Source organism: Lyngbya sp. CCAP 1446/10, assembly GCF_026130175.1.
Classification (GTDB): Bacteria; Cyanobacteriota; Cyanobacteriia; order Cyanobacteriales; family Microcoleaceae; genus Microcoleus.
On record NZ_JAIGNI010000034.1, the window covers coordinates 41,525 to 63,075 of the forward strand.

Here is a 21,551-nt window from a genome sequence, read left to right on the forward strand (position 1 = left end):
TAAGACAATATTTGTAACATATCTTATAAAATGCAAGCGGCGAAGGATGCAGGGGGAAAGGCTAGGGATCGCAGAGGGGGCGGGGAAGTTCGATCGCGCGAAAGATATTTTGCAGCAAGCCAAACAACCGATAAATAAGGTTTATGTAAAGAATTTGATCCTGGAAAATCAGAATTGGTAATTGGGAATGGGAAATTGGGAATTGGGAAATTGGGAATTAGTTATAAATACCTAAATTTGTGGTTGTAGTTGAAATCAATCTCAACTGCAATCCAAAATCTCAAATCCAAAATCTCAAATCCAAAATCTCAAATCTCGTGGGGGGGCGAGAAACCGGGTTTCTACGAAAAATTTAGGTTTATTAACGAGAAATCTACAAAGAAACCGGGTTTCTGAAGTCGCAAGTGCGATCGGCAACTAATAGAACTCCCAGACCACCAAGTCAAAAATCCGCACCATAGCACATAATATGGACAGGAGTTGTGCAGCAACCTGGTGTATAAACCAACGCAAATCCGTCGTTACAGCAATTAAACTTCGCTTAAAACCGGGTTTCTGCGTTAGCTGCGCGTAAGTCTAATATGGATATCTAGCCCCATTTCTACTCTGGTTGTGCCCCATCCCCCTTCAAAAGCCGTCCACTGCATCAATCCAGATTGCCCAAGGCCTTACCCTCAGACTTGGGGCAACAATTTTTGCCAGAGTTGCGGAACCCCGCTGCGGCTAAAAAATCGTTACATACCTCTACAAGGTCTCGGTACCGGGGGTTTTGCAGCCATCTACACAGTTTGGGACACAGAAACTCAAACCGAGCGCGTCTTGAAATTGTTGCTAGAGACTTCCCCGAAAGCGGTAAAACTGTTCGAGCAAGAAGCTTGGGTTTTGGCACTTTTGCGGCATCCTGGTGTGCCTAGAGTCGAGCCGGACGGTTATTTTCACGTCCAAACCCAAAATTTTGCAGGCGGGGATGGAAATACCGCAGCGAGACGCTTACCTTGTTTGGTAATGGAAAAGATTCATGGCAAAACTTTGGAAGAAGTTCTCGAAGAGCACCATCAGGGATGTCCGCAGGAATGGGTGTTTAGTTGGCTGAGTCAAGCTGTGGAAATTTTAGAGGAGTTGCATCGGTGTCAGATTATTCACCGCGACATTAAACCGAGCAATTTGATGCTGCGAGATCCAGAATCACCACAAGCTTTATTGAACAATGGTTTGGGCGGTTTGCAGTTGGTGACGATCGACTTTGGGGGTGTTAAGCAGATGGGCGGTGGGGAATCGGTGGGGAAAGATTCTCCGAGCTCGACGCGGTTGATTTCGCCTGGGTACAGCCCGCCGGAACAAATTGTGGGCGGTGGTGTGGTGCCGGCGACGGATTTTTATGCGCTGGGGCGGACTTGTATTCATTTACTGACGGGGAAGTATCCGGCGGAAATTGAAGATCCGATGACGGGGGAGTTGCGCTGGCGACATATTGTGTCTGTGAGTCCGGCTTTTGCGAATTTGTTGGATGATATGGTGCGATCGAATATACAGCAGCGTCCGGCTTCGGCTGCGGATGTTCGATCGCGCTTGCAGGAGATTTATGCTAGGAGTAAGGGCAAAATTGCCACCGCCCCAGTCAGTCAAGCTATTGTGGAATTCTGCCGGCAAATAGTGGTGGCGGGGGCGCAAAAAACAGCAAGTTTGACGGTTTTGGTGTTCGGCGCGATCGCCCAAATCGTGGTAGCTTCTCTAGATACGGGCTGGGAAATGGTGCTCGGCGGGGTTGGTGGATGTGCGGGGGCGATCGGCGGTTTGGTTTTGGGCTATGCTTCACCTATCGGCCCAGAAGTTGCCAATTTTTTGAATGAAGGTTTGCACCAATTAATCCATAACATGACTTTTTCTGTCGGCCCCGAAGTGCTGCTGTTTGCCTTTGCGGGTTGGGGCACTGCGATCGGTTTGACGGATGCGGGGAGTTTTCGCCAACAAAAACAGTATTGGCTATCGGGATTGATGGGAGCTCAGGGCTATTTGTTGGCGGGTTTGTGCTGGATGGAAGCCACAACTTCTAGCGGCGTGCAGGGGATTATTTTGGGGGCTTTTGCGATCGCCTCTTTGACTGTGGGAATGGGTTTGCGTAGCCATCAATTAGTTCATGCTTTGGTGGTGGCTGTTTGTTCTACGGGAGTGTTTCTGTTTTTGAATGCTTTGAACATTTTTCCTGGAAGTTTCTTTGCGATTTTGTCACAGTCGTCTAATGCTAACTTCTGGCTGCAAGTTTGGGGTTCAATTGTTTTCTTTGGTTTGTTGGGAAGTGCGATCGGGCTTTGTTTAGGAGTGAGTCATTATTTAGTTGTGCCCGTGTTGAGGTGGTTGGGATGGCGGTAAAAAATTCATAATTAATATTATTTCCCAACACGCTTGGGATAATATAAAACGGCGGTTTAAACCGCGTCTACACAAACAAATTCCGCCTCCGCGGAATGAATAAAATCAAGAATTCCAACCCGCTTAGAGTGCATTTTTTCTCCATAAATGTGATGTTAACCGCTCACTCTTCAACCTGCGGAGGCAGGTTTTGTTTTTATCGACGCGGTTTCAACCGCCCGGTCTGCTTGAATGGAAATAATATTAATTCACAATCAACGATTTTCTGCTTCATGATCGAGCAACCATTTCTTTCTCCACAAACCGCCCGCATAACCTGTTAATTTTCCATCATATCCAATTACTCGATGACAAGGAATAACAATACAAATTCTGTTCATTCCGTTAGCATTTGCCACAGCACGAACTGCTTTAGGATTTTTCAAGGCAGCAGCTTGTTGCTGATAAGAGCAAGTAGAACCGTAGGGAATATTTTGTAACTCTTGCCAAACCGCCTGCTGAAATTCCGTTCCAGGTGTGACTAGCGGCACCGAAAAATCTTGGCGATTGCCTGCAAAATACTCATTGAGTTGTTGTTGCAACACATCAAAATGTTTGTTTGTGCCTTGCAGTACAGTCGCATCTAAAAGTTTAGCCAATGACTCAAACTGCCTCTCAATCATTTTGCGATCGGTAAATTCTAAAAGGCAAATACCTTGGGCAACGGCACAGGCGAACATAGTTCCCAGAGGAGTTTCCAATCTGGTAAAGTCTATTAGTTGTTTGCTTTTGCTATTTGATGGTGACACGCCCAAAATAGATTTGAATGAATCGTTAAAACCGCTGAGCGATTCGTAACCGCTCTCGTAAGCTGTAGCAGTAACTGTTTCGCCGTTTTGTATTTTCTTAAAAGCTGAATTTATCCGCAATATTCTTTGATAGGAATGAAAAGTAATGCCGTGATTCTTCAAAAACCAGCGGCGGATTTGACTTGGCTCAATGCCTCTGGCCGTTAAATCCAAATCGGTTAATTTTGTGGCGGGATTGTGGCTGATTTCACGCAGAATAGCTTGAATGCGATCGGGTGTTTCATTCAGCATTTCCAAAGGCTTACAAACTTTACAAGGTCTGTAACCGTGAAGTATCGCTGCTTTGGCAGTTGGGAAAAATTCTACATTTTCTTTTTTCGGTTTCCTTGCGGTACAAGTTGGTCGGCAAAAAATACCTGTGGTTTTTACTGCTGCTATAAAAGTTCCTTCGCAGGCAACATCTTTGTCAACCAGTGCTTGATACATTAAATCATCTGTTAGCATAGTTTTTTTTGATTGCACTATTACTAATATCGCTGAGGTGAAGAAAGTTTGACAACCGAAAAATTAACAACTATTTTTTTTCTACATATATCCCAACAAAAGATTAGAGTTGTCAGCTAGAGAAAAAACCACCGAATCGCCTTTTTGGAGAGCTAAAACTAGATCCAATCCCTTGGTTCCTGACCTGCACCTGACTGCTTGCGGATGACCTGAGCGCTCAGCCATTGGCGCAGGGGTGGAGATTGCCCAATTTCAATGAGATAAACCTTAGAAGACTCTCGATCGATTCCTCCTGTGAGCAATTTGATTCGTCTGATAATTTTCCCTGCGTACCACCCATCGACCAAAAATACTTCGCAGGGGATATCTGCTAATTTATCCTCAATAATTATTAGTTCATCTGGGCTGCTGATTGTGTCCTTGTTGGTTTCCCGGACTGGGAGCTTGAGAAAAGTCTCCATTTCTATATCATAGTATTCGGCTTCTGAATTATTGTAATTGTCTATCGCAGTGAACAGATAGTAATAGCACCACAACGCAGTAATTATGGAAATTGCTAATAAAAATGCTGACCCCATAAAATACCCTACTTTATCAGACCATGAAGGGGGTACGTGTTCCAAAGTCATGCTCACTATAGAGTGAACGCAAAAAACAGCCAGCGATCCCAGCCCCAGGTAAAACAATCTACTACTAATACTCATCACAAATTTCTGCTTGTTTTCTGAGATGTGTTCTTAATATAGCCTACGGCTGCGGCTGAATTTACTGACGATCGATTTTTGGAGTCGCTATTGACACGCGCAGGTGTTAGAGTTTGAGGCAATTTGGGCGGATATTTCAATTCCCCGCAGCCACTATGTTCGGGATTGTGCGATTTTGGGCGATCGCGAATTATCGATGCAATCTTTAAGAAATCTTTAGCTTTTAGTTGGCGAGAGTCTAACAAAACTCAACTCGATCGAGTTTATAGATTTGTTAACTGTTAATTGTTGTTAAGAGCGAGCGGTGGCGCATTTTCTGCCAGGAAAGCTAGCTATACAAAACTTGTAAAAATTAGATATAATAGGTAAGGGCTGCTGTATATAATGTTATTAGAAGTTGCTCGATATCATTCGGTAACAGAGCAAAAAAATAAAACATGGGCAGAGTTACTGCAACAATCGCCGTCACCAACGAAGTAGACAAAATGTTGGCAGACAGAGGGTTTATACCAACAGAGCAAATTCGCTCTCTCACTCTCGATAATGTCTTAGTCGATACAGGTGCAACTCGACTCTGTTTGCCTGAAGAAATTATCGCTCAGCTAGGTTTAACCCTAGTTGGAGAAATTGACGGACATACTGTAATAGGATCTAGAAAATTTCGCCTATTTAAAAATGTCAGTCTTGCTATAGCGGGACGAGAAGGAAGGTATGATTGCGTTGAACTACCCGCAGGAAAAGAACCTTTAATAGGCTTAATTCCACTCGAAGATTTAGGCTTGGAACCAGATTTGAAAAATCAACGGTTGATTGTTTTACCGGCAGAGGGCAACCAAAGCTATATTCGAGTGTAGTTTTTATAGGACTTATACCAATTTAAAATATCCTTGCTACAATAATTGAGGTTGAGTTTGTTTTCTCAAATATTATCGATGGTGCGTCGCTCGATAGATTTTTCGCCTCTTTTTGGATACTATCGATGGCGACACACCCTACCAATATCGTTGGATTGATTTGTCACTCTTGGTATTAGCTATGAATATCCGTACTGAAAAGCCAGAAGATGTAGCAACTGTTCGCAATGTCAATATTGTGGCATTCGGGCGAGAAAATGAGGCAAACTTAGTCGATCGCCTCCGGGGAATTGCATCTACATTTTCCTGGGTTGCCGTACAATCGGATCAAGTGGTCGGACACATTTTCTTCAGTCCGGTTGTCATCGCAGGAAAATGTTCTAGCACTTTGTCAATTCTGGGGTTGGCGCCAGTCGCAGTTCTACCCAACTATCAGCGGCAAGGTATCGGATCGCTGCTGATCCGCGAGGGCTTACAAGAGTGCGCGCGATCGCATTTTCAGGCAGTGGTTGTGCTGGGATCTCCCGATTTCTATTCGCGTTTCGGGTTCGGGACTGCTAGTAGCAAGATGTTGAGATGCGAATATGATGTACCTGATGAAGCTTTTATGGTGTTGGAATTAGAAAGAGGAGCTTTGCAGGATTGCAGCGGAATGGTCAAATATCGATCGGAGTTTAGTCTGTGCGAGTAGCTAATAATACCACTTGCCTAGCTCTTAAAAGTTATTTAAACGCTGCCTTTTCCCCTCTCCACCTTGGAAGCGTGCAAAGCAAAAACCGGAGTCAGTGCAGATTTCCCCTTCAAAGAAACAGCTCCCAAAGCCTCGCAATCGAAGTTTAGCCCGATCGACTCAAACACCCTTTCACCAATCAAAATTTCGTTTTCCCCCGCCTTGCTCATCAGCCTAGCAGCCGTATTCACCGTATCGCCGAGGATATTAAACTCCCTGCGCCCTCGCGGTTCCCCAACCTCAGCAGCAAACACAGGCCCCCGATACAACCCAATTTGACAGCTTATTTTCACATTTTCACCGCCGATGACGATCGGAGGTAAACTGGCAATTAGATCCCGGATCGCGATCGCCGCACTCGCAGCGCGACTTGGATCGTCGGTATGAACGTCCGGTACGCCAAAATAAATCAGTATATCTGAACCATCCAAGTGGGCCGTTACTTTTTGCAGCACGCCCCCTTTCGCTGACACCACAGCATCAATTAGCGCAAACACCCGAGAACAGCCCAGTACCAGGTTAGCTTCCTCGGCTGGCGTAGCTTTGTCCACCAACTCCGGTAAACCGATCAAGTTGACAAACATCACCGTCGGTTCGGGAAAATCCGGCGGGATTTTCCGCCTGTCGGCATTTTCAACCAGCAGTTTCAGGATGGTTTTGGGTATATAACTAGCAAGGGGTTCCACCCGCTTCACGGCTTCCCCGATTTCCCTCACCAAACCCGACACGGTGCGATCGAGCAATACTGAACTTGGCATCCGCCGCCCAGTCAAAGTAATATCGTACTCTCCAAGTAGATCGTCGGTAAAATCATCTACCACCAACAAATAACCCGGTTTCCCGGGTTCAAAACGAAATTGCTCTCCCAAAGACTCTCTAGCAGTTTCAGTCAAACACACCCGCCCCACATTTCCAGAACCCTCAGCCTGCTTGGCTTGCTGGACAGAATGCCCCAGCAGTACGTGGGCCATCCGCAGCGGCGTACCGATATCTGCACTAATGTAGCGGCCGCAGTGGATACCCACCCGCATCCTCAAAGACAAAACACCCCGCGCCGTTTCAATATTCGCAAATTGACCCATCGCCCGCTGCATCCGCAAACCCGCCCGCACCGCCCTGGCTGTATCCTGTTCGTGCTTCCCAGCCAAAAACTGCACCAGCAGCGCATCTCCTGTAAACTCCAGCAAATCTCCCCCCGATTTGCTGACGATTTCAATCATCGAGGCAAAGTAGTCGTTAATCACCCCCAGCAGCGTTTCAGCGCCCTTGCGCCCCTGGGCTGCGTTTGCTTCCAACAGCGACGTAAACCCTGCCAAATCTGTGAATAGCAAAGTGCCTGTTTGCCACTGGTAGCGCACCTCCCCCGGGTTGGGCGGAGATTGGGAAACGGGCCTGGGTACGTAGTCGTTGAGGATGTAGCGGAGAGTGCGCAGGTGTTCGAAAACCCCCATTAGTGTTGCGGGGGACGGATCTACCCACGCACCAGCGTAGAGTTCAGACGAAAGGAGCGATCGCAGCCGCAGTTCGATCGCAGCCAAGGGAGGATTGAAAGTTAATCTATTAATTTCCACCTAGTCTATTCTTAAAAAATAAGGTAAGTTCGATCGATCTCAAGCCAACACCAATTGCTAGCCCTATACCATTATCATAAGTTTCCCGTGACCCGATACCAGCCCAACTCAGAACACCGGATAGAAATTTCCCAAAGTCACAGCTTGATCGCTCCCGATTTGATCCGAGTGGCTCGATCGGCCTATGGTATGTATTTGAAAGTGCATTCCGAGCAGATGCTGCGTCCAGCCGGTGTAGTTGTCAGTCAAGGAAGCGATCGAGGTCAGCTAATTTTTACTGCGCATCCCGTTTTATTACCGGGCGAACGTTTTGTTACTTTTAACGAAATTGAATCTCAAATGTATTAGGCCGTTGACAGTTGATAGTTGACAGTTGTCAGTTGTCAGTTGTCAGTTGTCAGTTGATGGTTGTCAGTTGTCAGTTGTCAGTTGGCAGTTGGCAGTTGATGGTTGATAGTTGTCAGTTGGCAGTTGGCAGTTGTCAGTTGGCAGTTGACAATTGGGAATTGGTGATTGGTAACAGCTTAAAATCAAAACCACATCGCACAATTGCTGAAAAAGGTTCGTAGTTAGGACTTTAGTCCGCATTAAAATCAGAGAAATCGCATTTATTACTACAAATATAATTGGTAATTGACACGACAAAATCTAACAACTAACAACTAATCAATCGCGACATTCAATAGTCAAAAAACAACTTAATGGAAACTATCTTTAATACCCTGGTCGCCACGATCGTTTTTGTGATCGGCTCGGCGATCGGCAGCTTTCTCAATGTGGTAATCTATCGTTTGCCTGCGGGTTTGTCGGTAATACATCCTCCTTCTCGCTGTCCCAAATGTTTAAATCAACTCAGAACTTACGAAAATATACCCGTGTTTGGTTGGCTGTGGCTGCGGGGACGCTGCAATCACTGCCACAGTCGGATTTCTGCCCGCTATCCGCTGGTGGAAGTATCTATGGGTTTGCTATTTTTGCTAATCTTCTCGCAGTTTGGGATCGCAGTGCAAACTCTGGGTTTGTGGGTTTTGTTTAGCTGGCTGTTGGCTTTGTCTTTGATTGACTGCGATACAATGACTTTGCCTAATTCTTTGACTCGATCGGGTTTGGTGCTCGGATTGGTTTTCCAAATCGCCAAAGGTTGGTGGCCGACATTTAGCCCGATCGACTCCGTACACTATCTTGTACTAGACGGAATTTTGGGTGCAGTTGTCGGGTTGTGGCTGTTTGATGCGATCGGACTTGCAGGATCGATCGGCTTCGGGCAGACTGCTATGGGTGGCGGGGATACCAAATTAGCCGCCTTGATGGGAGCTTGGTTGGGCTGGAAACTCTTGCTGCTAGCGGGATTTATCGCCTGTGTAATCGGGGCTTTTGTTGGTGGTGGGGCGATCGCCCTTAGATTGCTCGATCGCCGTCAACCCATGCCCTTCGGCCCTTGTCTAGCACTCGGTGCAGCAATTACGGCTCTCTGGGGCGAACCGATCTTATCTACTTACTTGCAGTTGTTTTTCCCGAATTTGGGTTTGTGATCTGCGGTTACAAAGCGCGATCGAACTTTATAATATCGGTTCATAAATTGGTAAAATTATCCCGTGTCTTGGATTACACTTAAAACCACTAGCTTTCGTTGGGAAGCGGAATTAATGCAGCAGCTCCTGGCTGCTCATCAAATCCCCGCTCGGATTGTAGACTTGGGTATAGCATCTTATTTAGGCGCAGGAAGTGCTACAGCCCTCCAAGTTCTTCCAGAACACCAGCAAACTGCATCGCTGCTGATCAGTCCAGTTGAAGATGAGCCAGAACAAGAGTGATTAGTTATTAGTCAATAGTCATTAGTCAACAGTAATTAGTCAATAGTAGATAATTGATATCTTTGACATGAGCATCGGAATAATAACGTTCAGAGTGCAGCGCGAGTATCCCACGCAGCCGAGCGAGACCTTCGCCCTGTCAGCGCGGGCAGTTTATATAGCGGTTCTCAAGCGTGGTGAGGTATGCCCGATGCCGGATGCCCGATGCCCGATGCCCGATGCCCGAAGCGTACCTAATCTTTCTGAGAAAGGCTATAGTATAATTCCTCTGTAGTGCGGACTTGATATAACAACTGGCAATTGACAACTAACAACTAACAATTACCAATTACCAATTCCCAATTACCAATTACCAACTACCAATTACCAATTCCTAAGTTTTAATGTCTCTATTTGATTGGTTTGCAAATCGACGAAAATCAGTACCGAACTCCCAAGAACGGCCGGAACGAGAAATTGCCGACGGACTTTGGCATAAATGCCCAGCTTGCGATGCCCTGAGTTATACCAAAGACCTGCGAGCAAATCAAATGGTTTGCTTGGAATGCGGGCATCATATCAGAGTTTACAGTGACGATCGCATCGAGCAGTTGATCGACCCCAATACCTGGATGCCCATTAACGAAGGTCTCCACGCCACCGATCCCCTAAAATTTCGCGATCGCAAAAAATATAGCGATCGACTCCGCGAATTTCAAGAAAAAACAGGCCACCTAGACGCCGTAGAAACAGGCATCGGTAAACTCGAAAATTTGCCCGTCGCCCTCGGAGTCATGGAATTTCAGTTCATCGGCGGGAGCATGGGCTCAGTTGTCGGAGAAAAACTGACTCGCCTCATCGAACACGCCACGCGGGAACGCTTACCAGCGATCATTGTCTGCGCTTCCGGCGGCGCGAGAATGCAGGAAGGAATGCTCAGCTTGATGCAAATGGCCAAGATTTCCGGGGCCCTGGAGCGCCACCGGGAAGCGAGACTGCTTTACATCCCAATTTTGACGCACCCGACCACCGGCGGCGTCACAGCCAGTTTTGCCATGCTGGGAGACATTATAATTGCAGAGCCAAAAGCTACAGTAGCCTTTACGGGCGGCCGGGTAATCGAGCAAACTCTGCGCGAAAAGCTGCCGGAAAATTATCAAACTTCCGAATACTCCTTCGCCCACGGTTTTGTAGACTTGATCGTACCCCGGACTCAATTAAAGAAAACTCTCGCTGGGCTGATCAGCCTCCACCAGCCCCAGCCTTTCTTGGCAAACTCGGAATTCCCCGCCCACGAGGCCAGCGACAGCTACCACCCTGTGCCCGCGCCGACTCACGCTTTCAAGCTTTCTCCCTAAGCTATTGCGCCTCCTGACTCCTGTCGTGGAGTCTGTAGGAGAGACTAGACTTGAATTGCCAGCCCTAGCTAGGACGATGCTCTGAGCATCGTCCCACAAAAATCATTTTTTCTTGTGGGGTGGGCACGCGAGCCCGCCCAAAAGTCTGATTAAAAGAACTTTTGCAATCTTGTCTACCAAAATTTCAGAGGAATTGCCAAAAAAACCCGGTTTCTTAGAAAAATATTAAGTTTAGTAGCGAGAAATGCACGCAGATACCGGGTGTTTAGCCCCGCGCGCCCAAGTCCTATTGATAATAAAGACGCGGCAATGGGATGATATTGGTTGGAAGTTGATGGGCTGTGAAGTTTAGGTAAGCAAAAATGCTTAGTGGCAGTTAGCGGTTAGTTAGCTGGCGATCGAACAAAATCTCAGACGAAACTAACAAATGGCAGCTAACAGCGCTTGTTAACAGTTGACAGTTGACAGTTGACAGTTGACAGCGAAGTTTTTAGGCAGGGGATTTAAGCCCCAGCCTAAAAACAATCCACCTAAAGGTGGGGGCTTAAATCCCCTGTGCTTTAGTTAAATTGTCCAGCTTTCAGTCAATAGCCGTTAACTCAATTTTGACCAGTCAGCGACCTAAAAATTATGGGTTTTGCAGACCTGTCCATCGCAGAAATAGCAGAGGACTTCAACGTCCCTGTTGAAGACGTGCTCCGCTTGTGTGACGAGTTGGAAATTGCCTACAAACACCCTCAAACCCGTTTGGCTTTGGAGGATGTTAAGGCAATTATGTCAACTCTCGAAAAAAGGCGCGACTCAAAACGAATTACAGATTAGATCGATCGCAAAATTCCTTTACCTTTATAAGGTACGGCTGCACAAACTTTCGCCAGTTGTCGCAGCAGGAAGGAATTTTGAACAGAAATCTGTTTGCCAGCGAGGCGCTCTCTTAGCGTTCAATAATTTGCCCGATTTTTTTAAGGAGAACCATGCTTAAAAGATATTTCATTGCTCTGACCGCTGTATTCTTGACATTTCAGTTATTTGTCAGCAGTGCGATGGCTGTCGAACTGAGTCCTGAGCTTCGCACTGTGACTTTGAATGACAAAGGCGCTCCAGTGGTGCTGAGCCTCAAACAAGTTCAGCAAGGGAAACGCTTGTTTAACTCGGCTTGCGCTCAATGTCACGCTGCGGGCATGACAAAAACTGACCCGAATTTGAACTTGAGTCCCGAAACTCTGGCTTTGGCAAACCCGCCCCGCAATAATATTGACTCGCTGGTGGACTATATGAAAAATCCCACGACTTATGACGGGTTTCAGGAAATTTCCGAAGTGCATCCGAGCATGAAGAGTGCAGATATTTTCGCTGAGATGAGAAATCTCTCGGATGATGATTTGTATGCGATTGCCGGTCATATTCTGTTGCAGCCGAAAATTGTCGGCAAGCAGTGGGCTGGCGGTAAAGGCGCTCGCTAATCAATTTGAAATTTGAGATTTGGGATTTTGGATTGAGAGGGGCTGGGATTGGGCAAGGATTGCTGGCTGGCCGTTTTTCTATCGAAAATCTGAAATCTCAAATTTACCTCTTGCTGATTGATTCTCCCCAGTCGAACCCGCTGACTTAAGCTTGTGGACTGGTTGATGCTGACGAAAGCCAGAGTGCAACAAGAAAATTCGATTTTGTGAGCAAATGTTAGTGAATTATTGACTTTTCTACGCCCTTATGCTGCATCGTGGTGTTTTTCTCTGCTTTCTATTGGGGATGTTAATTATTTTGCCGCTCGTGCTGCTGGCTCCTCAACCTGTTTTGGCTGCTACCGATTCTTACGTGAATAGATATTTACAAGCCAGGGAACCTGTAGCAATGGAATTGGACGCTGAGGGAAACACTCGGTTGTTTTCGCCTCAGGATTTTTCTGTCGGCAAGGTGTTGTTCCAGAATAATTGCCTGAATTGTCACGTCGGAGGAGCAACTTTGCCTGATCCGATGATATCTCTGTCTTTGGCAGATCTCAAGGGGGCAACGCCTCCCCGCAGCAACATCAATAGTTTGGTGTCGTATTTGAGAGAGCCGATGACTTATGACGGCAGTGAGGACACTTTTTGGTGCCGCCAAGTACCCGAAAGCTGGATGCCGCAGACTGAGATTGAAAATTTGGCGGCTTTTGTGCTCCGGGCGGCTCAGAAAGCTCCAGGCTGGGGCGTGGATAATTTTGAGAGTTGAACTGCCGCTGCGACCAAGTGGTAGATTACTCGAAAAATCCCGATCGCGACTACGTGTTTGCGCCTGATTAAACAGGTAAAATAACTAAAGAACCACCGTGAACGGTGTCCATTAGAGGAGAACTACGTTGAAAAGACTCTTATCGATCGCCCTGTTAGCGTTCGCAATTTTGACTGTCGGCTTCGGCCGCCCTGCATTGGCTGGAGATGCTGCTAACGGAGCTAAACTCTTTAGCGCCAACTGTGCTGCTTGTCACATCGGTGGCGGCAACGTCGTTATGGGAATGAAAACCTTGAAAAAGGAAGCTCTTGAGAAGTACGGCATGAATTCCATCGAAGCTATTACTACTCAGATAACTAAGGGCAAAAGTGCTATGCCTGCTTTTCTCGGTCGTTTGAAGCCCGAACAAATCGATGATATCGCTGCCTACGTGCTCGAACAATCTGGCAAAGACTGGAAAGGCTAAACTGCCTCTTTGAAGTCGGACAAGCTGGACTTGATTTAATTTAAAACTTGTCCTCCCGATCGCACCCTCTCTCTCTCTTTGGCGAATAAATGTCGGTTTGCAGCGATCTTAACCTATTTGGGAAAGCGCGCCAGAAATCGGATTTTTATTTGCCCAAGCGCGAGGGAGGGCAATTCGATTTTAGATTTTAGATTTTAGATGGGAGATTGAAGATTTTAGAATTGAAGATTTTAGAATTGAAGATTTTAGAATGAAAATTGGTGATTTTGTATAAATTGTCAAGCACATTACATTAAGAATTATTATTGCTGGTGTATAAATTAAAAGTCGGTGCTAGGATATAACCCCTGATTAGCAAAGCATTGAAATCAAAAATAAAGTTGATCGCAAAAGTGGACTCTACATCTACCATGAACGTAAAAAAATCAGCAAAAGTTAAAACTCTCGGAGATGCAGCCTCTGGTGCAATTGACAAGTATTTCCGCAAAACAATAGCCCACGAGGCTGAAGTTATCCAAGACAAAAATGCAGAAGAACTTCACCAAATGCGCGTAGGATTGCGGCGTTTGCGATCGGCTATAACGGGTTTTGCCCCGGTTTTAGACTTGCCAAAAGAAGCTTCTGAACGCAAAATTGGTAAGGTGGGGCGGATTCTGGGAACGCTCAGGGACTTGGACGTGATGCTCGAAAGTCTCCAAAACCGCTATTATCCGAATTTGCCGCCCCAGGAGCAGGAAGTTTTGGATGAGGCTGTATTCGATTTACTCAAACAGCGGCGCCGGGCTTTGAAAGGGGTGAGGGCTGTTTTGGAGCGCAAAAGTTACCAATCGCTGAAAAAGTCGATCGAGGATTGGCTGGAAAAACCGCAGTTTCGGGCGATCGAACATTTGCCAATTGCTGAGGTTTTGCCGGATTTACTGTTACCTCAAGTCAGCGAGTTTTTCCTGCATCCGGCTTGGCTGCTGGGCACAGAATATGAGGATGGCAAAGTTAAAGTTTGTGAGGATTTGAATGAGTCGGCTGTGGAAGAGAAGTTAGCAGCGGAGGGAACTATTCTGCATGATTTGCGGAAACAAGCTAAGCGGGTTCGCTATTTGATGAATCTGTTTGGCGATTTTTACGGCCCGGCTTATGAAGGTTATGTCGAAGATGTGAAAGCTGTTCAGGAATGTTTGGGTGATATTCAAGACAGTCAAGTTTTAGGGGAATTTTTGACGGATTTTGTCGATCGCGATTTGCAAAAAAAGTTGCCTAAACTGGCTGGTTTGTTGGCAGAAAAACGCTACGCAGCTTGGCAAAAATGGCAGGTTTTGCAGCGCAAGTATTTGAATTCGGAAGTTCGACAAGGTTGGCGATCGACTTTAATTCATCCTGTGATTAAAGATGCTGCTAATGGGGATTCGCCGGAGCAAAATTAGGTTTTTTGGGTACAGAAAGTGCGTGAATGGTAGCTATCCTGTAGGAAATCGCCCGCGCGGATTAGAAGCCGGACACGGCAGTGTCACGTCCCTGCTGATATGGCGTAAAATAACAGATATTTGTAGGGAAACGGCAAGGGCGTGTCCCTACTCAAGAAAGGGCGATCGCGCTTGGGAATAGAACTAAAAAAAGGGTTCTCGCCCGATGTGTTAAAATCAGGATTAGAGTGAGAACTAAGTAGGTATTGCAAAAAATATGCCTCGTATCTTTACAGCAATCGTTTATTGGGAAGAAGATGTTTATGTGGCAGAATGTCCTGAAGTGGGAACTGCTAGCCAGGGTGAAACAATTGAAGCAGCGATCGCCAATCTGAAAGAAGCAACAGAACTATATTTAGACGAATTATATTTTTAGAATGATAAATTTTTAGGCGATCGCGGTTTACGAAAGAAAGGGCGATCGTTCACTTGTTATATAATTATGGTACTCTAAAAGTTAGATAACTAAGACTGGCAAGACTAGATCAGTGTGACAACACAATTTTTCTGTCCGTATCTCGACAGTGAGGTCGAACTCACAGAAGAGCGAGAGCAGCACATTGCTGAGACCCATCCCGATTTGCTACCAACTTATCAGGAAAGAATAGCTTAAACTCTAGCTGACCCAGATGAGGTTCGATGTGATTTACGTTTTGGCAATACTTTTCTATTTTCAAGGCAGTATGGTAAGGGTCGCAAGGGTAGGTATGTTGTAGTAGCTGTTGTGAGTGATACAGTTCCCAGAGAACGCAATTGGATCGTGACAGCTTACCTGACAAAAACTGTTACCCAAGGAGAGATAATATGGCACAAAAACTAACTTTTAAATACGATGCTGTCGGCGATATTCTGTACATTCATAAATGTTCGCCTTATGCAGAGCAAGAATCGCAGGAACTCGACTATGGAATTGTTGCTCGTCTCAATCCTGAAACTGAGGAAATTGAAAATATAGAAGTTATGTTTTTCTCAAAGCGGTTTTTAGAGAGTAATGTATTTGAATTGCCGATTGTCGCAGACTTGCACTTAAGCCTTCAGGCTTGAGATTGTTGCGAAAGAGCGATTCCCTACGGGATAGCTTCGCTCGCGCGTGCTTTACTGAAGAAAGGGCGATCGCACTTCATGATATGGCTCAAGAAATGGCGAGGCAAAAGTGTTGTCATAGTTGGAGTGAAAATGCTGAGAAAATACTATGACTTTACAAGTCATTTATCCTCATATTGAAAAACCAGGTGTAGGGGAACCTGCACGGCTGCAACGGATACCCAGAGTGCGGATTTCTCAAATTGTGATGGACTATTTGGCTTACGGGTGGTCAGTTGAAGAAATGTGCCGTCAGCACTCATATTTAATGACTGTAGTTTAGACTAAAAAATAGTCGCAGCTAAAAGTAGCTGGCTTTGAAGAGCAGGCAAGCTGTTACTCAAAAACTCAAGAGGGAGAAGATTAAATAACTAATCTTGAAGACTTTTTGCGTCGAGAAACCCGTTTTTTAACGGTGGGATATCGCGGTGCTACCGTCCGTACTCTTCCTGTTTCCCAGCCGGGGGATTTTCCCCTCTGTTTAGGCATTTTCGCGGGAGTGCCAATGTCAACTAAAACCGACAACATTGACTGGGCAACACGTCCAGGAGTTAAATTGATATTAGCAGATTGCCAAGGTAAGATATTCTCGACGACTAAATCCCTAGCTAGCCAGAGTTGCCAACTCATCAATGGCATTAAATCGCTCCAGCGCTCAGATTGTTCGGGAGTTCTCAAGTTAGGCAATGTCCAATGTAATCTTTGCTTAGCAAATCTATACCAATGATCAACTCCAAAACGTCGTAAATACTTAAACCAAACAGTTTCTAAGGGTAGAGTTAGTTCTCCCACCCAAGCCAACCACAAGGGTGGAAACGGCTGACCGTTTGACATCGGCTTCATTCTTTCGACTAGAATTAAATTGACTCTTTGTCCAGCGGCACGATAAAAATGTAAGTCAAGCCATTGCCTGACTCGAACTTGTCCCAACTCTGGATGTTTGTCAATTTCAATCACAGCATCCGCTTGGAGCCATGTGCTTGGGTCATTGAGTCTCATTTTCTGCCCGTGCTTACGTGGTCTACCGCGACCACTATAGGGTGGTGGTGCTGACCACAAACAGGCATTGCTTCGGACTCTCATTAAACAATCGGCTTGAATATCTGCTATTGCCAGTACCCAACTGGCATTGCCATATTCTCGATCTAAAACTGCTAAGACTGGATTGATGCTCTGTTCACAGACAAGTTTGAGTTGGGAAGCTGCTTGAAGTATTGGTGAAGACCCACTACTAATTCTTTCATGGAGTAGGGGTAATGCCCAACTTCCTTGCGCTTCAGGTATCCACGCAATTGTACTGTACCCCTGTCCAATAATTACGCCTTCCTGATATTCATGGGTTCTCTCTTTTAAGGTTTTGGCATCGGGTCTCGCCCATGCAGTGTGGTCAATTGCCACTAATATATGTTCTGTTGCGGGTACTTGCTGTTCTAATTCCTCAAGGGTACAGCATCATCAGTTTTTTTCGGTCTGGCCTACAGTCTTGCAATGCCTCGTAGACGCTTGGCCATTGACGATTGAATAGCGGGCTGAGTGAAAATTCTGCTAAACATGACGCATTTCTGGTGGTCATCACTGCATCCATCAGCTCGAATGTTGCATCTTTCGCTTTTACTAATAACTCGTATGCTGCTTGACGAAATTCCTTTAATCGTTCAGTGTTCATTTAGGGAGTCGATGGGTTTCTATTTCACCCTCATTCTCTCCCGGCGCGGTGGCTCTAGTTCTTCTTTTGCCACCGTTCTCATCTTTATTTAGTCTAAACTACAGTAATGATGGCGGAAGCTCATGCAGCAATGGCGTATTATTTTGACCACCAGGAGGAGATAGACGGCGAAATTCGCAGCGAGTGGGGGGAAGCGGAACAAGCAAAATCTCAAAAAGTGCGATCGAAAGCTTCCTGCTAACAAGGTTGTGCAGCCATTGTGGTAAATTCTACATAGCTGGGAATCTTCGCTCAAGGCATGGCAAAAACACCGATCGCTCTATATCGACAAGGCAACGCTAATTCACCTAGAATGGATAATGTTCGATCTAACAAAGATGTTACTACCTATGAAGAGAACGGTCCAATCTGGGTAGATCCTACTTTAGGAGGTGGGATTTCAACATTTGCTACTCAAAGAAGCGGAAAAAACTGGTGGAAGTTAGATGCGGAGAGTGAAATTCCTGCCGCCCTCGATTTAATTAATGACCACAACGATCATTGGTTGTGGAAACCGAGTTACAGAATGTCGATCGAGGAATACAAGCAGGCTCTTAAACTAATCGGTGCGTATTTCTACAAAGTGAGTTAACGGTTTCAAGCTTTGGCATTTTTCAAGCTGACTGGGTTAGGATAGTGGCAAGTAACTATAAATATTAAAAATGGAGTTCTGATGATTCTATCTTTTAAGGATGTACAATTTATTATTGAAGCTCTGGAATTTCGGATCGAGGCATATCAAGAAAGTTTGAAAGATGAAGAGTTGGATGATGATGAAGTGTCGGATATGGGCAATGATTGCTATTTTTTAGAAGCGCTACGCGAAGATTTAATGAAGGCTATTAAGGAGGCTAATATGCCTGAGATAGCAAAACCTGTACCCTCAGACGGCTTATATCAAGAGGTCAGAAATTAGTCAGGGCGATTCCCTACGGAATAGCTTCGCTCGCGCGTGCTTTAGGAAAGAAAGGGCGATCGCGCTTGCTCAGAAAGTGCTATCCTAGATCGGAGCACAGTCAGAAATTGGCGAGGAAAAAATCTTGTCAACCATCACCGATATTGGCACTCTCATTAGCCGTCATCCTGACATACATGGCGGCGGTGCAATTATTGCCGGAACAAGTGTTACAGTCCGTCGCATTGCTATTTGGTACAAGCAAAGTTTGACCGCAGAAGAAATTGCCTCTCGCATAGGGCATTTAACTCTGACTCAAGTCTATGCAGCTTTGACTTATTACCATGCTAACCGAGATGAAATTGATGTTGAGATTGTGGCCGAAGCAGCAGAAGGCGATCGCATAGAAGCACTGTATCAGTCTCAAACACAAATACAATCTGAATCTCAAGTTTTAGAAATGCCTTCAGTTGCTCAATATCCCAGCCGTCGGGAGTTTATGAAATTGCCCATTGAAGAGAGACGGCGCATTTTAGCAGAACAGGCTGAGGTGATGTTAATTCATTACCAGGATGATAGAGAATGGCAAGAATTACAGACAGGAGATTTAATTGACTACTAATTCTCTGTTTCCCAAACGTGGTGATGTTTGGCTTGCTAATTTTGACCCGACAGTGGGGGCAGAAATTAAAAAGATTCGTCCGGCTGTGGTGGTAAGCTCGGATAGTGTCGGCAAATTGCCGATTAAATTAATTGCACCAGTCACAGATAGGAAAGAATATTATATTGGCAATATTTGGCACGTCAGAATTCATCCAGATAGTGCTAATAATTTAACGAAAGTTTCTGCTGTGGATGTGCTGGAATTGCGTGGTATGGATGGATGTACAAAGGTTTATTCGTAAGATTGGGGAAGTTTCGACTGCTATTATGGATGACATTGCAATAGCGATCGCATCGGTAGTTGAGTATCGGTAGTTAATCAAAGGCAGATGGGACTTCAGGAAAGAAAGGGCGATCGCTATTTTCGATAAATGTTTACAGGAAATCACCTTTTAATCAAAGAACTGAAAAATGACTTCAAAAACTAGCCGAATTATTTCAAGCCAACTCAAATCGTTTCTCATCTTCCCTATATGTTTTATAAACAATGTAGAAAATGCGACAATCCCTAACTTTTATCCTCAGCTTTTTAAGGATGCACTGTGCCATCTGGCATAGTTGCGCCCGTCAGATTTACATTTGTAAAATCCTTAATTTGGCCTAAGTTAGAGCTTTTTAGATTCGCACCCTTAAAACTGGCACCATCAACCATTTCACTTTTCAAGTCATCCCAGATAACCAGTGATAAGTCAGCCTCATTCAAAATTGCTTTTTTGAAGTTTAATCCATCTCCTTTCAGTCGAGCATTAATAAGCTTTACCCCACTTAAATCAGCTTCCGAAAAATTGCCATTATCAATAGAAATTTCACTCAAATCAGCACCTTTCAAATTGACGTGAATTAGATTTGTTCCAGGACCTATCTTGGCCTTACTCAAGTTAACATTATTCAAGTTAGCCCCCTCAAAATTTACCCTGAATATTTGAGATCCACTAAGGTTTGCACCACTAAGATTTGCTCCTGTTAAATTTGTATCGCCGATGGTTGCACCAGCTAGGTTAGCACCCTGAAGGTTAGCATTTTTCAGGTCAGCACCGCTAAGGGAAACTTCTTTAAGATCGGCACCTTGAAGGTCGCAAGCTGGACATACACGTGTTTGCTTTAAACGCTCAACAGCTTGACTTACAGATAAAGAAGATGGCGTAGTTGTTGGAGATGGTGATGCAGTGGCATTAGGAGAGGGAGTTGGTGGAGATGCCGTCGCATTCGGAGAAGGAGTTTCTGGTACTAAAACCGAAGCTGTTGGCGATGGCGTTTGTGTTTCCGCAGCCAAAGGTGTTGAAGAGGGAGTTTCTGATAGTGCAACTGAAGGAGTTGGAGAGGCTGAAGTCGTAACTTCTGATTTGTTCATCACTGCTAAACCTGCAATAACTAGAATTGCTACAATAGCCCCCAACCCCAACACGATTGCTAACGGGAAATTACCCTTTTTCGGGTTGCCGTCATTTTGATTATTCATAATAAAAAATACTCGCTGAGTAAATATTTTTAACCTGAAAAGCAAAGTTTGAAAACTTACGCACTCAGGCAATAAAGGAACAGTTAATTGAGGGTTTGATGCTTCTTGCTCAAATCTGAGAAAGGTTCAAACCCTGATAAAAATATTTGGATGCGTCAGCCCTAAGTTGAACCAATCAAGCAAGCTCACTAAGAGTCAAGCTTGACTCTTAGGCGTGGCGAATTTCCCAAAAGTCTGATAGCTTGGTATTCAAAAGTGTAATTGCTGCTATCTTCTTCATTCGGGATTTGAAAAGTAATCCATCCCCGAACGCGCTCTCCTTTTGGCAGATCATTCATAGAATTTAGTGCAGGTTGTACCCCAAAGAAAGTTGGAGTATAAACATAGCCACTGTCACTTTTTAGTTTGGCATAAAGTAGATTCGCACTTACACCCTGATCGGACTCGCTAGCAAGCGTTACATCAACAGCTACGTATGGTTCTCCACTGTCATTCTGACCAGTTTTCACCTCGTTAACTGTTAAGTTGTATCCCTCCTGGATCACGGGTTTGCCAATAGTACCAACTGAGGCAGCTTGGGCTGGAAACTGTCCTAAGCTGAAACTTAGCATAAAGCACAAAAGTAAAATAAACAGCTTTCGCATTTTTTCTCCGGTTATTTTTTATGTTTTATTTATTGCTTGGATGCCCGTTATTGAATATTTTTACGTTAATTTATCTATAGTGTCAAGTAAAAAATGTCATAGTTTGTCAGGAGTTGATAAAATCATCTAGCCGTTAAAAGTCACATTTTGCCCTTTTTAGTCATAAAATGTCATAAGAAGTCTGATGGGTGCATCTCACTTTGGCAAATACATCAAATTGAAAGTTGACCGTTGAGATAAGCACAGCGAAGAGAAAGGATAGAGGGAACGCTCTCAATATTCCATTGCGCTCCTGA

General features: G+C 45.1%; 29 protein-coding genes and 1 pseudogene. 24 read left to right on the plus strand and 6 right to left on the minus strand.

The window, feature by feature from the left end:
• Positions 1-612: 612 nt before the first annotated feature.
• A complete protein-coding gene (locus K4039_RS15705) occupies positions 613-2,370 on the plus strand; it encodes a serine/threonine-protein kinase (RefSeq protein WP_265236378.1) in 1,758 nt (585 codons plus the stop codon).
• Positions 2,371-2,624: 254 nt separating this feature from the next.
• Here K4039_RS15705 and K4039_RS29825 read toward each other — a convergent pair whose 3' ends face one another.
• Positions 2,625-3,662, minus strand: a complete 1,038-nt coding sequence (locus tag K4039_RS29825; RefSeq protein WP_321161616.1) for a methylated-DNA--[protein]-cysteine S-methyltransferase — start codon at positions 3,660-3,662, stop codon at positions 2,625-2,627.
• A gap of 158 nt (positions 3,663-3,820) precedes the next feature.
• On the minus strand, positions 3,821-4,366 hold the full coding sequence (locus tag K4039_RS15720; protein WP_265236379.1) for a hypothetical protein: 546 nt from the start codon (positions 4,364-4,366) through the stop codon (positions 3,821-3,823).
• Between the two features lie 437 nt (positions 4,367-4,803).
• Between K4039_RS15720 and K4039_RS15725 the strand changes: the two genes are divergently transcribed.
• Entirely contained in the window at positions 4,804-5,220 is a 417-nt protein-coding gene (locus K4039_RS15725; protein WP_265236381.1) for an aspartyl protease family protein, read from the plus strand.
• 181 nt (positions 5,221-5,401) lie between these two features.
• The gene (locus K4039_RS15730) at positions 5,402-5,911 is read left to right on the plus strand and encodes a GNAT family N-acetyltransferase (protein WP_265236383.1); all 510 of its coding nucleotides are present in this window, start codon (positions 5,402-5,404) and stop codon (positions 5,909-5,911) included.
• A gap of 35 nt (positions 5,912-5,946) precedes the next feature.
• Here the strand turns inward: K4039_RS15730 and K4039_RS15735 are convergent, their stop codons facing one another.
• Positions 5,947-7,521 (minus strand): adenylate/guanylate cyclase domain-containing protein, encoded by a 1,575-nt coding sequence (locus tag K4039_RS15735; protein WP_265236384.1) that lies wholly within the window; start codon positions 7,519-7,521, stop codon positions 5,947-5,949.
• Positions 7,522-7,608: 87 nt separating this feature from the next.
• Here K4039_RS15735 and K4039_RS15740 point away from each other — a divergent pair, with 87 nt between their 5' ends.
• The 16 genes from K4039_RS15740 to K4039_RS15815 all read left to right on the plus strand — a co-directional run bounded on the left by K4039_RS15740 (position 7,609) and on the right by K4039_RS15815 (position 16,172).
• Positions 7,609-7,869, plus strand: a complete 261-nt coding sequence (locus K4039_RS15740; protein WP_265236388.1) for a hypothetical protein — start codon at positions 7,609-7,611, stop codon at positions 7,867-7,869.
• Positions 7,870-7,901: 32 nt separating this feature from the next.
• Complete coding sequence (locus K4039_RS15745) at positions 7,902-8,090, plus strand: hypothetical protein (protein ID WP_265236390.1); 189 nt, start codon at positions 7,902-7,904, stop codon at positions 8,088-8,090.
• Positions 8,091-8,222: 132 nt separating this feature from the next.
• A complete protein-coding gene (locus tag K4039_RS15750) occupies positions 8,223-9,053 on the plus strand; it encodes an A24 family peptidase (RefSeq protein WP_265236392.1) in 831 nt (276 codons plus the stop codon).
• Between the two features lie 63 nt (positions 9,054-9,116).
• Positions 9,117-9,335: a DUF2007 domain-containing protein gene (locus K4039_RS15755; protein WP_265236394.1), complete on the plus strand. Its 219-nt coding sequence runs from the start codon at positions 9,117-9,119 to the stop codon at positions 9,333-9,335.
• 67 nt (positions 9,336-9,402) lie between these two features.
• Positions 9,403-9,609 carry a hypothetical protein gene (locus K4039_RS15760; protein WP_265236396.1) on the plus strand — a complete coding sequence of 69 codons (207 nt, stop codon included), beginning with the start codon at positions 9,403-9,405 and terminating at the stop codon, positions 9,607-9,609.
• 109 nt (positions 9,610-9,718) lie between these two features.
• Entirely contained in the window at positions 9,719-10,672 is a 954-nt protein-coding gene (accD, locus tag K4039_RS15765) for an acetyl-CoA carboxylase, carboxyltransferase subunit beta (RefSeq protein ID WP_265236398.1), read from the plus strand.
• Between the two features lie 630 nt (positions 10,673-11,302).
• Positions 11,303-11,494 carry a translation initiation factor IF-2 gene (locus K4039_RS15770; RefSeq protein WP_265236399.1) on the plus strand — a complete coding sequence of 64 codons (192 nt, stop codon included), beginning with the start codon at positions 11,303-11,305 and terminating at the stop codon, positions 11,492-11,494.
• 152 nt (positions 11,495-11,646) lie between these two features.
• Complete coding sequence (gene psbV, locus K4039_RS15775; RefSeq protein WP_265236400.1) at positions 11,647-12,135, plus strand: photosystem II cytochrome c-550; 489 nt, start codon at positions 11,647-11,649, stop codon at positions 12,133-12,135.
• A gap of 247 nt (positions 12,136-12,382) precedes the next feature.
• On the plus strand, positions 12,383-12,883 hold the full coding sequence (gene psbV2 / locus K4039_RS15780) for a photosystem II cytochrome PsbV2 (protein WP_265236401.1): 501 nt from the start codon (positions 12,383-12,385) through the stop codon (positions 12,881-12,883).
• Positions 12,884-13,010: 127 nt separating this feature from the next.
• Positions 13,011-13,349, plus strand: a complete 339-nt coding sequence (gene petJ / locus K4039_RS15785) for a cytochrome c6 PetJ (RefSeq protein WP_265236402.1) — start codon at positions 13,011-13,013, stop codon at positions 13,347-13,349.
• A gap of 410 nt (positions 13,350-13,759) precedes the next feature.
• Positions 13,760-14,767 carry a CHAD domain-containing protein gene (locus tag K4039_RS15790; protein ID WP_265236403.1) on the plus strand — a complete coding sequence of 336 codons (1,008 nt, stop codon included), beginning with the start codon at positions 13,760-13,762 and terminating at the stop codon, positions 14,765-14,767.
• Positions 14,768-14,789: 22 nt separating this feature from the next.
• Entirely contained in the window at positions 14,790-14,948 is a 159-nt protein-coding gene (locus K4039_RS15795) for a hypothetical protein (protein WP_265236404.1), read from the plus strand.
• 75 nt (positions 14,949-15,023) lie between these two features.
• A complete protein-coding gene (locus tag K4039_RS15800) occupies positions 15,024-15,182 on the plus strand; it encodes a type II toxin-antitoxin system HicB family antitoxin (protein ID WP_265236405.1) in 159 nt (52 codons plus the stop codon).
• A 114-nt stretch (positions 15,183-15,296) separates the two neighbouring features.
• On the plus strand, positions 15,297-15,419 hold the full coding sequence (locus K4039_RS15805; RefSeq protein WP_265236406.1) for a hypothetical protein: 123 nt from the start codon (positions 15,297-15,299) through the stop codon (positions 15,417-15,419).
• A 191-nt stretch (positions 15,420-15,610) separates the two neighbouring features.
• Entirely contained in the window at positions 15,611-15,850 is a 240-nt protein-coding gene (locus K4039_RS15810) for a DUF2283 domain-containing protein (RefSeq protein WP_265236407.1), read from the plus strand.
• 148 nt (positions 15,851-15,998) lie between these two features.
• Entirely contained in the window at positions 15,999-16,172 is a 174-nt protein-coding gene (locus tag K4039_RS15815; RefSeq protein ID WP_265236408.1) for a hypothetical protein, read from the plus strand.
• A gap of 80 nt (positions 16,173-16,252) precedes the next feature.
• Here the strand turns inward: K4039_RS15815 and K4039_RS15820 are convergent.
• Positions 16,253-17,308: pseudogene (locus K4039_RS15820) on the minus strand (transposase); the annotation flags it as partial.
• A gap of 353 nt (positions 17,309-17,661) precedes the next feature.
• Here K4039_RS15820 and K4039_RS15825 point away from each other — a divergent pair.
• The 5 genes from K4039_RS15825 to K4039_RS15845 all read left to right on the plus strand — a co-directional run bounded on the left by K4039_RS15825 (position 17,662) and on the right by K4039_RS15845 (position 19,394).
• Entirely contained in the window at positions 17,662-17,796 is a 135-nt protein-coding gene (locus K4039_RS15825) for a hypothetical protein (protein ID WP_265236410.1), read from the plus strand.
• A gap of 111 nt (positions 17,797-17,907) precedes the next feature.
• Positions 17,908-18,186, plus strand: coding sequence for a hypothetical protein (locus tag K4039_RS15830; RefSeq protein WP_265236411.1), 279 nt, complete (start codon positions 17,908-17,910; stop codon positions 18,184-18,186).
• An 81-nt stretch (positions 18,187-18,267) separates the two neighbouring features.
• Positions 18,268-18,510 (plus strand): hypothetical protein, encoded by a 243-nt coding sequence (locus tag K4039_RS15835; protein WP_265236412.1) that lies wholly within the window; start codon positions 18,268-18,270, stop codon positions 18,508-18,510.
• Between the two features lie 124 nt (positions 18,511-18,634).
• Positions 18,635-19,111 carry a DUF433 domain-containing protein gene (locus tag K4039_RS15840; protein ID WP_265236413.1) on the plus strand — a complete coding sequence of 159 codons (477 nt, stop codon included), beginning with the start codon at positions 18,635-18,637 and terminating at the stop codon, positions 19,109-19,111.
• Entirely contained in the window at positions 19,101-19,394 is a 294-nt protein-coding gene (locus K4039_RS15845; protein ID WP_265236414.1) for a type II toxin-antitoxin system PemK/MazF family toxin, read from the plus strand. Before K4039_RS15840 ends, K4039_RS15845 begins: the two co-directional genes overlap by 11 nt.
• A 287-nt stretch (positions 19,395-19,681) precedes the next feature.
• Here K4039_RS15845 and K4039_RS15850 read toward each other — a convergent pair whose 3' ends face one another.
• On the minus strand, positions 19,682-20,611 hold the full coding sequence (locus tag K4039_RS15850) for a pentapeptide repeat-containing protein (RefSeq protein ID WP_265236415.1): 930 nt from the start codon (positions 20,609-20,611) through the stop codon (positions 19,682-19,684).
• Positions 20,612-20,799: 188 nt separating this feature from the next.
• Positions 20,800-21,255 carry a DUF4352 domain-containing protein gene (locus K4039_RS15855; RefSeq protein WP_265236416.1) on the minus strand — a complete coding sequence of 152 codons (456 nt, stop codon included), beginning with the start codon at positions 21,253-21,255 and terminating at the stop codon, positions 20,800-20,802.
• Positions 21,256-21,551 lie beyond the last annotated feature (296 nt).